Here is a 12,865-nt window from a genome sequence, read left to right as displayed (position 1 = left end):
ATCAGCAACCTCGCACTAAGCTAAAACCTGTTGCTTTTCTAAATTACTGCCTTTGCCAATGCCTGATCAATATCTTCAATGAGATCGGCAATATTTTCAATGCCCACCGAAAGCCGGATAAATTCGGGTGTAACACCGGCGGCAAGCTGTTCAGCAGCTGCCAGCTGCTGATGGGTGGTGCTGGCGGGATGTATCGCCAGCGTTTTGGAATCTCCCAAATTAGCCAGATGCGAAATCAACTGCAAAGAGTTGATAAAATTCTTGCCGGCCTCCAGACCGCCTTTTATTCCGAAGCCGATGATTGCCCCGCAACCCTGGGGAAGATATTTCTCAGCCCGTTTTCTTTCCGGACTGTCATCAAGCCCCGGATAGTTTACCCACTCAACTGCCGGATGCTTTGCCAGGTGTTTGGCGATTGCGAGCGCATTTTCGGCATGCCGCGGCATTCTGAGATGCAGGGTTTCAATCCCCATAAGAATGAGAAAAGAATTGAACGGTGAAATTGCCGGACCGAGATCACGCAGCAAAGTGGCGCGGGCCTTTAAGATATAGGCAATATTGCCTGCAGAACGAAAATCTTCTATAAAATTCAAGCCGTGATAACTCGGATCGGGATTGGCGATAAGCGGAAATTTGCCATTTTCCCAATTGAATTTGCCGGAATCAACAATAATTCCGCCGAGACTTGTCCCATGGCCGCCAAGAAACTTGCCGGCCGAATACACGATAATGTCGGCTCCATACGCAAAGGGTTTCAGCAGATAGGGTGCTACTGAGTTATCCAGAATGAAAGGAATATCGTTGGCATGGGCAATTTCCGCAACTGCCGCTATATCTGTCACATCAAGCTTCGGATTGCCGATGGATTCGGCATAGATTGCCTTTGTTCTGGCGGTAACGGCTTGCTGTAAGCCCTCCAGATCGTTGGACCGGACAAAATTAACCTTAATGCCAAAGCGTCTGAATACGTGATTAAAAAGATTATGGGTTCCCCCATAAAGATTATCGGTGGCAATAATCTCATCACCTGCCTGCGCGATGGTAAGCAGCGCAATGGCAATTGCGCTCATACCGCTGGCCACGGCCAGTGCTCCGACTCCCCCTTCCATGGCGGCAACCCGTTTTTCCAGAACATCGGTTGTCGGATTCATCAGGCGGGTGTAAATATTACCGGGTTCTTTCAATGCGAAAAGATTTGCCGCATGGTCGGCATTATTAAATAAGTAAGATGTTGTTTGAAATATCGGCACCGCACGTGAACCCGTCACAGGGTCGGCTTCCTGACCGGCATGTACGGCAAGGGATTCCTCCCGTAGTTTGGAATCAATTTTACTCATAATTAATCCTTCCTTTCCTGTTGCCTTAAGGCAATAGTAAGCTTACTGAAAATGCTTGGCACTACAACCGGTTTAGGCCCCCCTTTCATCATAGTCAGTTTGTAGAATCTCCCTGATCAGTTCTGCAAGGTACTCTTCGCCCAGCTTCTGCACAAAGAAATGATTGCCGTCAAATTCCTTGAGTGCAAAATTACCGTCTGTCGCCTCACGCCAATGCTGCATTAAGGCAGCATTGGCTTCGTGGTCATGTTTACCCGCATGAGCGACGACCGGTATCTTGTTCAGCTTCTGGCCCCGGTAGCGGTAGCTCTCATGAAGTTTATAATCACTCCTGATCATGGGCAATAAGAAGCCGAGAATTTCCTTGTTTTCCAGAATCTCCTGCGGCGTTCCGTTTAATCGCTTCAGTTCCCGGATAAGCGCTTCATCGTTCATATAGCTCTTAAATATTGAGGGGTCCGGCCGGTGGGGCGCATGCCGGCCGGCGACAATCAGCTTTTCAGGATGGAGACCGTAACGGCTTTGCAGTTGCCAGGCCACTTCAAAGGCGATTACCGCACCGAGGCTGTGTCCGAAAAAGTAAAAGGGATGGCTATCGACGGCCGGCAGCAGGCCGGTCAGCAACTGCTCTGTTAACTGGTCGAAATTTTCCAGGCAGGCTTCGGCGCTCCGTATCCCCCGGCCGGGAAGCTCGACAGGGATGAATTCCACCGGCCGGCTGGCAGCAGCCCATTGTTTAAAGATGACGGAACTGCCGCCCGCATAATGGAAGCAAAAAACCTGTTTGTGTTTTCTGCCATCCCGGTTATGGGCAAAAGGAAACCATTTGTTGGTACTCTGCATAGATCAAACCTCTCCATTCTGGCCCGGGCTGCCCGGACCGGTAACAGTAAATTCCTGATCCCAGTCTTCCCCGGCTATCAGCCGGTCGATCAGATTCCGGTAAGCCGCAAACATGGCTTCCACCACGTTAGCGGCAAATACCTCCTCGACAACATCCCAGATCAAAACCAGCGAACCGTCGCGTTCGTAAGCCTGGTGATCAATGGCAACCTGCGGCGTCTGACTGATGGCATACACTTCCTGCAGCGCCGGTGGGAAAATCGCTGTCGTGTCGCCGGCAGCTTCGCCAAACAGCAAACTGGTAAAAACAACCGGCATCACCGCCTTGCCCGGCGAATCTTTGGCAAGCCGGCGTAAAAGGTCGAGTCCGTTGTAGGTGCGGTATTCAACTGCCTGCCACAATTGCTCCTGGACGCTTTTGGTTTCCCGGACAAAAGAACTGCCGGAAAAAAAGGAAATCAGGGCGATATTGGTAAAATCACCGAGAATGTGCGGCACATCCTCATGCAGCGGCAGACGGTTGAACAGCGTGAGATTGAGGGTAAGGTCCTGCCGGCTGCTCCAGCGGGAGAGAACTTTCATATAAGCCGTGCAAATAACGGCCGAAGGTGTGAAACGATATTTTTTTATCCGCTCCCGCAACCGGTGTGCGTCGGCTGCCGACAGCACAAACTGCAGCCGGCGGAAATGGGGTTTGATTATTTCACTGAAGTTTTTTATGAACGGCAGTGCCGGTGCCGGCGGCAAATGTTTGATTTTCTCTTCCCAGTAACGGGCCGCCGCCTGATGGTAGCTTTTGTCCTCCAGCCAGCCTGCTGCCTGGCTGATATATTCCCGGAAGGTAAAACCCGGGGCAAGAACGGGATGGCCGTAATAAGCCCGGAAAATTTCCCGGAACAACAGCTGCGCACTCCAGCCGTCCACAATCAGGCAGTCAAAACTGAAGTGAAGCCGCGACAGGTTATTGCCCAACTGGCTGATCTGAATATGAAACATCGGCCATTTGCCAAGTTCATAAGTATGGTGCGACCATTGACTCCTAATGGCACTGAGCTGCTGCCGGTCGTCAATTTGCTGTACCGGAACGCTGAAGCGGGGCTGTTCCGCTAGTACCTGCTGGGTGCCGTTGGCGTAAATGACGGTTCGCAGCATTTCCTGCTTGCCGATAACTTCATTTACGGCGTTTTCCAGCTTCACCGGATCAATGTCCGGGCACTCGAACTCTGCATAATAATGGGCGCTGGTATTCCCCAGTTCATAATCCGGCGAACGCCCCAGAACATATGCCAACTGAAGAGGAGTCAGACTGAAAGCCTGCCTGCTCGGCCGGCAATCCGGATTGCTTTGGGCCGTAAACTCCCGGAGATACCGGATCAGGCTTGCCTTATTGGCCTTCAGTTCGGCCTGGATTTCCTGCGTCATGGCAGCAGCGGGGGCTTTGAACTTCAGCCGGTCGTCCTCAAGCCATAATTGAATCTCCTGCGTGCGGCATTTTTCGGTTAAACGTTCCATGTCTTTAAAAATCGCGGTGAAGTCTTCCGGCAATTCCGGTTTTTCCACTTTGTAATTGATTTTCCCGGCCGCCAGGGAATGCAAGTAACAATGCCGGGCTGTTACATCAAACAAGGAGCGATATTGCTCAAATGCATATGCGTCAAGCCGGCAGCAGCCTATATCAAAAAGTCCGGCATAAGTTTCAAGCCGTTGGCAGAGTAAGCCGGTTTCAATGAAGCAAAATTTGAGCGCGTCTTTTTCATACACCGGATAAACGGCGGCCAGGTCGCCAACGAAATGCAGGATAAACGCCGGATTCTTCAGACTGTCGCTGGTTGCAGGATCGGCAGACAGCGGTATTGTCTGTCGGTGCAGTTGCACCAGGGAATGATCGGCGACATCCAGATAATAACTGCCTGCCTCCATTCCGGCAATGCCGCCGGCAAATACCGACAGGTAAATCTGGACGGGATAGCTGTCGCTGGCAGAAGGCTGCTGCAGGCACAATGCCAAAAATTGCTGGAAAGAAGCGGTGTCGAGCGGCCCTGGCAGAAATTCATGACTGTTTTGGCGCTGAAGGTGCTGTTCCTGTTTAAAGCCGGATTCAGCAAAACTGAGTGGTATCCGTTTGTTGTCAGCCAGGTCGGTTCGCCGTAAGCTTGCCGTTTGCCGGCAAGCTTGAAGCGGTTCCAGCTTGCTGAGATATTGCAGCTGCTCCTCGGAAAACAGACAAAACCGCGGGTCGGTCAGAAGCCGGCCTGCCTGGTTTTCGCCGGAGCCGATATGCCGCTGCCGATAAAAATCAAGCAGTTCGGCCACCGACTGGTAGCCCACCATTTCTCCGACAGAAGGCCTTTCGCCAAAAGCGGCTTCCAGGCGATTGGCCAGCCGGATCATGTCAATAGACGAAACGCCCAGGTCGCCTAAATTATCACTTGGCTGCAAATCCGCCAGGTTTAGCGTCTCCCGGACTGTCTGCAGCACCGGCTGCTGCGCCGGTACGCCGCAACTCGCGGGAGCAGGGGCCTCTGAAGGCAGAGCGGCGAAATGCTCCAGCAGCTTTTTCCTGTCAATTTTGCCGTTGGAAGTAACGGGAAAGTCGTTGACAGCAATGATTCTTTCCGGAATGCAATAGCCGGGCAGATAGGCGTTAAGACGTTTTTTCAGGTCCGGTTCGGTGAAGCACTCCGGGTTGACTTTAACGTAGGCAATCAGCTTTTTGCTCTCCATCCGGTCGCCGACAGGCAGAATAATACTCTCTCCCGTTAGTCCGCACTTGGCGAAAGCCGCCTGAATATCGCCTGTCTCAATCCGGTGGCCGTTAATCTTGAGCTGACTGTCCTTGCGGCCGAGAAACTCAATGATGCCATTTTGCCGATAACGGCCGTAATCACCGGTGTCATACAGTCTTTGCTGTAATGCCGCGTGCTGAAAGAAGGCCCGTGAGGTGAGTTCCGGCTCATTCAGATAGCCGTCAGCCAATCCCTTGCCGGCAATGTGCAGTTTTCCCTGCACCCAGTCAGGGCAGGGCCGGCCAAATTCGTCCAGAATGTAAAATGACTGGTTGGCCAGCGGATAGCCGTAAGGTATGGAGTTCCAGTCCGGTTCAAGGCCTTCAACATCATAATAGTTGGACCAGATGGCGGCTTCAGTCGCTCCGCCCATGCCGGTCAGTTTCGCATGCGGCAATGCCTGCCGGATTTTACTGAACAGTCCAAGGGGTATCCAGTCGCCGGACAGGATAATCTGTCTGATGCCGGTATCCTGGCCGCCGCTGCCAAGCAGGAAGTCGGTATATATATCCATCAGGGCCGGCACCGAATTCCACAGACTGATACTATGCGCCAGTGAAAGCTGCCGCCAGCTCTTGGGGTCCAGCCGCTCGGCCTCTGTGGGCAAAACCAGCGTCCCGCCTGCTGTCAGCAAGCCGAAAATATCATAGACGGAAAGATCGAAGCTCAGGGCCGACACACCCAGAATGCTGTCGGCCGCGGTCACCTCAAAGCGACGGTTTACCTCTAAAATGGTATTCATGGCCGCCTGATGTGAAATAGCGACGCCTTTGGGCGTTCCGGTTGACCCCGAAGTATAAATTACGTAGGCCAGATCCGCCGGCTTGATTGCCACCGCCTGCCATATGCCTCGTTTTTCTTCCCAGTGGGCCGGGATGACCTGTTTTATGACTGCGTCCCCCAAAGCCAGCCTGTCGTCCACAAACAGTATGGTTGCCTGCGCCTGCCGGAGAATGTCCAGCGTCCGGGCGGGCGACTGATCGCAGGCCATAGGAATATAAGCGGCGCCGGTCTGAACGATGCCGAGCACAACCGCAATCTGCTCGCAGGATTTTTTCATCTGCAACGCGACCCTGTCACCTGGTTTAATTCCCTGTTCCTGCAGCAATTCGGCGACCTGATCGGCCCGGTTAATTAACTCCCGGTAAGTGTACAACCGGTCGTCGGACACAACAGCGGCTTTTTCGGGTGCGCTGGCGGCGTGACGTCGGATACCCTCATGCAGCAGCCTGTTTTTGATTTCCCGGCCGGTGTTATTGGCCTGCTGCTGAACCTGCCGCTGGCGTTCAGGACGCAGGTCGCTTATGGTTTCCGACCAAAAGGTTTCCTCCTCTGCCGCCCGCTCGACAAGCCCGGTATAGGCTTCGAACATGGCGTCAAGCACTTCCGGCAAAAATACGGCCTCCAGCGCATCCCAGGAGAGAGCGACGCCCCCCTGCTCAGGGTACACCTGATGATCCAGCCAGACCTGGGGGGTGGATGACATTGTCCAGCCGATATTGTCCAAAAAGCTTGCCGGACCGGCAGCATCAGGCAGTTCCTGCATGCCGAGAGCGCTTGTGAATACTACGGGATACATCCGTCCTCGGGAATTTTCCCGGTGATTCAGTTCTTTCACAAACTGGATGGCCGAATAATGACTGTGCTCCATATCGGCCAGCATTTGCGCCTGGATAGCAGCCGCATTCCGCGAGGCAGCAACCTGTTCACGGCGGATTTCAACCAGCATCAGTTGCGTAAAATCACCGATAATCTGATCAATCTGGGGATGAACCCTTTCCCGGTCAAATACGGTCAGCATCACGGCAAAGCGGCTGCCTGCCCCCCAGGCGGCAAGCACTTCCGCATACAGGCTGAGCAGGGCTGCCGAAGGTGTCAGATTTTGGCGGGCTGCCGCCTGTACAAAAGCCTGCCACTTAGTGCGGTCGATCCGTTTTTGCCGCCGAACAAATTTACCGGCTGCCGGCTTACCGGCCGGCAGATTGACAGGCAACTGAGGTGGTGCCGGAAAATTCCCGACCCTGTCCTGCCAGTATTTTTTCGCCAGTTCATACTGCCGGGTTTGCCGGCGCCCGGCCGTATAACCCAGGTAATCCCGGTAGGAAACTTCCAGTACAGGCAACTGTTCGCCCGCATACAGGCAGGTTAAGTCTTTCCAGAAAATATACAGACTCAAGGCATCGGCAATCAGAAAATCAATACCGAAGTGAATACGCCACCGGCCTGTGTCCATTTCGGTAAGACGGACATCAAACATAGGTCTGCCGAGAGGAATAACCTGGGTGGACATTTCCTGCCTCACCAGCTTAAGATGAGCCGCCAGGTCCTGAACTGCTTCCTGGCGGTAAATGGTTAGCGGCAAAGAACCAACAGGCAGGATTGTCTGAGTCCCTTCCGGGGAAATGACGGCGCGCAGCATTTCATGCCGCTGCACTAATGCCCGCAGCGCCTGTCCGAACCGTTCCGGCTCCAGACTGTCCATATCGATCTCAAAACTCGCGTAGCAACCGACTCCGCCCCAGTCCATCTCGGGGTTTCTGCCCGCCCAGTAGGCGTATTGAACCTCATTGAGAAGGAATGGCTCGTACCGTTTCTCCGGGCAGGCAAGAAAAGATATGGCTGCTTCCTCGTCAGTTGCCGGTTTGGTTGTTTTTTCATAAATAATTTCTGCCCATTTGTTTACCGTGCAGTTGCTTAAAAACAAGCCCGGCTGCAGCGAAACCGCCAGTTCACTTCGCCATAGCGCGGCCAGTCTGGTGGCGACAATGGAGTTCAGACCGTATAAGAGCAGGTTTTGGTTGTCATCCAGTTCTTCTGCCGCGATTTTCAGTTCCCGGATCAAAGCCTGGCGGACATAGTGCTTTACTTCAGCCGGCTGGGCAAACGGTTGCCCGGCCCGATAACTGCCGGGCAAAGCTGTCCCGCCGGCTGAAGCCGGGCGGTCAGGGCTATCAAAGCAACCTGGTTCATTGTTTATGGGCACAAGCCCAAAATGTTTTTCAGTAAACCGGTAGTTCGGTACGGCGACTTTTTTGCAGCCGGAATCCGCATAGTATTGCTGCCAATTAATGCCGGCGCCGCGGTTATAGAGGTAAAAAAGGCTTCTTGCCAACTGCTCCCCGGTCCGCATGTCCGGATAATTGGTAACGATACAATCCGCCCCGTCGCCGCAAATGCATTCCACCATAGCCGTCAGCACAGGGGCAGGGCCTATTTCCAGAAAAACATATTCCCCGGGATTTTCAATCGACCGGATGCTGTCATAAAATCTGACTTCCGCCGGAATGTGCCGACTCCAGTATTGCCAGGAACCTATTTCCTCACCGGCCGGACCGCCGGTCACATTGGAAAGCAGCTTTTTCACCGGGGCAGAATATTTCACCTCCTGCGCAACAGCCTCGAAACGGGCAAGCATGGGTGCCATGAGCGGGGAATGAAAAGCGTGCGACACCTGTAAGGGAACTGTCTTGATGCCTTGTCCTGCCAATGCATCGCAGACCTCGTTCACTTCCCGTTCATCCCCGGAAATGACTGTTTGTCCGGGAGTGTTGGTCGCAGCAATGGTAACGCATTGTTTTTCTGCCAGCAGGCTGCTTACCGTCTCCCTGCCGGCCAGTACCGCTGCCATCCGGCCGCATCTTGGCAGGGAATACATGAGTTCACCCCTGGCCGTAATCAGCTTAACGGCATCAGCAAGAGTAAACACACCGGCCAGGCATGCCGCCGTATATTCACCGACACTGTGTCCGGCCATTAATACCGGTTCCACGCCGTATTCCTGCCACAACCGCGCCAGGGCATACTCAACGGCAAACAGTGCCGGCTGCGTATACCGCGTTTCGTGCAGGCAACTGCCGCCGGAAAAAATAATTTTTCTCAGATCTTGGCCGGTAATTGCCTGATAATAGGTATTGCACTCGTCCAGGCAGGAACGGAAGATGCGATTTTCCCGGTAAAAATCGGCAAACATTGCCGGATATTGCGAACCTTGCCCGGTGAACAAAAAGACGACTTTTTTCGCCGTGCTGCCGCGGCTAACGGCAGCGGAGGTCCGGCCGGCAAGGGCCTGTTTGATATTTTCTTTCAGTTCGCCGGCAGACCGGGCCCAGATGACCATTCTCACCGGCAAATCGGCCTTGATGCTATTTAAGCTGTAGGATAAATTCGCCAAGCCGGTCTCGTCCTGCGGCTGTGCCTTTTCCAGATGGGAGAGAAAGGCCTCAAGCTGCCTGCAGAGTCCCTGTTCGGTAACCGAACTGAATTTGAAAGGAAACGGCCTGTCTGCATCACAATTGCGGCTGCTTTTTCCTTGGGGCAAAGCTGTACCGCAGTACTGCTCAACAACCACATGCGCATTGGTGCCGCTGAGACCAAAGGAACTGACACCGGCAATGCGTGGTTTGTCCGGACCGGTTTCCCAGGTGAGCGTCCGTGCCGGCACTTTTATCGGAACCTCTTCCCACTCAATATGCGGCGAAGGCGTTTCAAAATGAAGGTTTCCCGGTATAACGCCATTCTCGACTGCGAGAATGGTCTTGATAAGTCCGGCAATGCCGGCCGCCGCTTCCAGATGACCGATATTGGTTTTCACGGTTCCCAGATAAACCGGTGCCGTTCTGTCCTTGAGAACATTAGCCAGAGCTGCCACTTCGATCGGATCACCCAGTTCCGTGCCGGTACCGTGGGCCTCGATATAGCCTATATCATGACAATCAAGCCGGCAGCGCCGCCACACATCGTTAATCAGTTTTTCCTGCGCCGGTCCGTAAGGAGCGGTCAGCCCGGAGCTCGGCCCGTCCTGATTTACACCGCTGCCTCTGATGATGGCGTGTATCCGGTCACCGTCTCGCAAAGCGGCAGCCAGTTTCTTCAGGATTACCACACCGCCGCCTTCACCGCGTACCGTGCCGTTGGCTTTGGCATCAAAGCTGCGGATTACGCAGTCGGGAGACAAAATATTGAGCGTGGCCAGCAGTTCGGTGGTTGCCGGTGAATACATCAGGTTTACGCCGCCGGCGATCGCCATATCGCAGTCACCGGCCATGAGTCCCTTCAAGGCCTGATCTACAGCAACCAGCGAGGAGGAGCAGGCGGTGTCCAACGTAATGCCGGGTCCCTGGAAACCGAAAAAATACGCGGCCCGGCCTGACAAAAACGAAAAACCGCTACCGGTGATATCGTCTGGTTCAAGGATCAAATTGTTTTTTTGGTCAAGGTGCAGGGCATAAAGGTAGTCCGGCAAACTGACCCCGGCATAAACACCGGTTTTAGAGCCTTTCAGCCTGTCCGGGGCATAACCCGAATTTTCCAACGCCTCCCAGCATATTTTTAAAAAGAGCCGCTGCTGGGGATCGGTCCGTTCCGCTTCTTTCGGTGAAAACCGGAACAGCCGGTGGTCAAAGGCTTCAATATCCTCCAGTAAGAAACCGGCTTGCTCTAGGTAAGGGCTGCCCGGGTTGTTACTGCGGTACGGTTCCCATCTTCCGGCCGGAACACTTCCAATCAGATCCCGCTGCTCTACCAGCGCCTGCCAGAATTCTGCCGGATTGGTGATGCCACCCGGAAAACGGCAGGCCATGCCAATGACGGCAATGGGTTCATGTTGGCTGTCACGCAGCCAATGCAACTCTTGTTTTAATTGTTTTATTTCAATCAGTGCTTTTTTAATAATATCGCTTTTAACCAGCGCCGTTGTTTCAGTGTGCATTATCCTCCCCTCCCACTTCCTTTGCCAGAAGTGACAAAAGTTCTTCTTCCGAATAATGGTCGTATTCTGCTTCCGGAAAAACAGCGCTATCCCCGACACCGGCTTGCCGGACCGGCCAAGACTGATTTACGCTGCCATTCTTAAGCGAAAACAGATGGTCGCTCATTTGCTGCACTGTATTGTAGTTAAACAGCGCAACGGATGGTATGGAGAAACCCATTGCCTGCTCCAGTGAACTGCGAACCGACAGGGTCATCATGGAATTGAGGCCAAGTTCCGTAAACGGCAGACTGCGATCGATTTCGCCTGCCGGTACGGCAAGCTGCCGGGCGACAAGTCCGGTAATATAGTCAGCCAGCTCTTCCCGGCTGGTAATAGGTTGCGCACCTGGGGCTCTTTCCGAATTTTCCAGGGAAGAGATGCCCACGATTTTATCCCACTCACGGTTTAAGTACATGGCCTTGGCTTTGTTACGCTGGATTTTGCCGCTGGTGGTACGGGGAACATGCATCGGCGGAATAAAAATTATACTCTCCGCGAGAATGCCGTGAACCTTTAGTATATCGGCCCTGATTTTTTTCGCCCATTGATCGCATTGCGGCTTTCTGACTGCCGGCCGGTTAACCTCCTGGATCAATATCAGTTGTTCCTCGCCGGCCTGAACGACCGAAAAAGCGGCGGTGCCATCCGGACGGAGATCGGGATGGGCGGTAAAGGCGGTTCGTTCAATGTCCTGCGGATAATAATTCATACCCCGGATAATAATCAGATCTTTGATCCGGCCGGTAATATACAGTTCACCGTTGGTATCCAGAAAACCGAGATCGCCTGTTCTGAGAAAAAACCGGCCGGTCTTTTCATCAACCGGGAAAGTGGCGTTGGTTTCCTCCACCCGGTTCCAGTAACCCCGGGTCACCGATTCTCCGGCAAAACAGATTTCACCGATGACCTGGTTGCCGAGTTCGGCCCCGCTTTCCGGATTTCTGACCGACACTTGGTGTCCGTCAATAACGAAGCCGTTGCCGACCAAATAAATTGAGCCGGCTGCAGCTTCATCCGCCTGTTGCTGCGTGTAATCAAGATAACCCCGGTCCAACACGGAAACCAGGCCGTTCTGCAAATCATTTCTAGCTAGCTTCAGCCAGCCGGTTCTTTGTCCCGGCCGATAGGCTGATACTACCAGTGAAGCCTCTGCCAGCCCGTATCCCGGCGACAGTGTATATTCCCGGAACCCGAAAGGACGCGCCGCCTGATTAAACTTGAGCATGGTATTTAAGTTAACCGGTTCAGCACCGCAAACCGCTCTTGTCAGTGATTGCAGGGAAATATCTTTCGCCTCGTCAGGAGGCAATTTGGCCAGTTTGGCGGCAGCCAGTTCATAGGCGAAATTAGGTGCCGCCGTATGCGTCGCCTGATAGACGGAAATTGCCCGGAGCCAGTTCAGCGGCTGCTGCATAAAGTCGGCCGGATTCATTAAAATGACTCGGTTGCCCGAATAAATCCCCTGGAGAATTCCCAGGATTAAGCCCATATCATGATAAAAGGGCAGCCAGCTTACCATAACACTATTTTCGTTGATCCTAAACTTGTCAGCCAGTTGCTTAAGGTTATTCAGCAATGAGGCGTGAGTCACCATAACCCCTTTAGGATCACCGGTAGAACCGGATGTGTACTGCAAAAACGCAAGTTCATTAAAGCCCGGACTGGTGCCGGCAACAATACCCGCCTGTTCCGCATAAAGCGGCAGGGCCGCTAATACCCCGGAAGGCTTCAGTATGTCCGGGAAAGTATCAAGACCGGCTTTGTCAGTAAGAATACAACAGGCCTGACAATTGGCGGCGATGTTCTCCCATTTGACCAGGGATTTATTCCGCCCCGGCATATTGACAGGAACAGGAATTGCCCCGCTATGGTTGCAGGCCAGGAGCGCCACGATAAAATCGATTCCCGGCTGAAACATCAGCAGGCAGCGTTCCCCGGCAATTTGCGCCGGCAGCCGGGAGGAGAGAGCCGCTACTCTTGCCCATAATTCCGCATAAGTGATTGCCGTTAGCCGGAAAACTGCGTCCAGCATGCCATAGGCATTTTTATCCGGAGTGTGCCGCGCCCTGAATTCCAGAATCTCAGCGACAGAGCCGGCATATTCTTGTATCTTCCTGGTTTTGTCGTCTGTCATATCCTTCTCCCTTTCT

At 53.5% G+C, this 12,865-nt stretch carries 4 protein-coding genes; all 4 read right to left on the bottom strand.

Going from position 1 to position 12,865, the window contains the following annotated elements:
• Window positions 1–38: 38 nt before the first annotated feature.
• On the bottom strand, window positions 39–1,337 hold the full coding sequence (locus SPSPH_RS03970) for an O-acetylhomoserine aminocarboxypropyltransferase/cysteine synthase family protein (protein WP_075753443.1): 1,299 nt from the start codon (window positions 1,335–1,337) through the stop codon (window positions 39–41).
• 72 nt (window positions 1,338–1,409) lie between these two features.
• Window positions 1,410–2,180 carry a thioesterase II family protein gene (locus SPSPH_RS03965; protein ID WP_075753441.1) on the bottom strand — a complete coding sequence of 257 codons (771 nt, stop codon included), beginning with the start codon at window positions 2,178–2,180 and terminating at the stop codon, window positions 1,410–1,412.
• A 3-nt stretch (window positions 2,181–2,183) separates the two neighbouring features.
• A complete protein-coding gene (locus tag SPSPH_RS03960) occupies window positions 2,184–10,673 on the bottom strand; it encodes a hybrid non-ribosomal peptide synthetase/type I polyketide synthase (protein WP_075753439.1) in 8,490 nt (2,829 codons plus the stop codon).
• Window positions 10,663–12,849, bottom strand: coding sequence for an AMP-binding protein (locus tag SPSPH_RS03955; protein ID WP_075753437.1), 2,187 nt, complete (start codon window positions 12,847–12,849; stop codon window positions 10,663–10,665). The genes SPSPH_RS03960 and SPSPH_RS03955 overlap by 11 nt, the downstream gene beginning before the upstream one ends.
• Between the last annotated feature and the right edge of the window lie 16 nt (window positions 12,850–12,865).

Origin of the sequence: Sporomusa sphaeroides DSM 2875, from assembly GCF_001941975.2 — a bacterium.
Classification (GTDB): domain Bacteria; phylum Bacillota; class Negativicutes; order Sporomusales; family Sporomusaceae; genus Sporomusa; species Sporomusa sphaeroides.
Note: the sequence above shows the minus strand (reverse complement) of the source record. Positions and strands in the feature narration are given on the sequence as shown.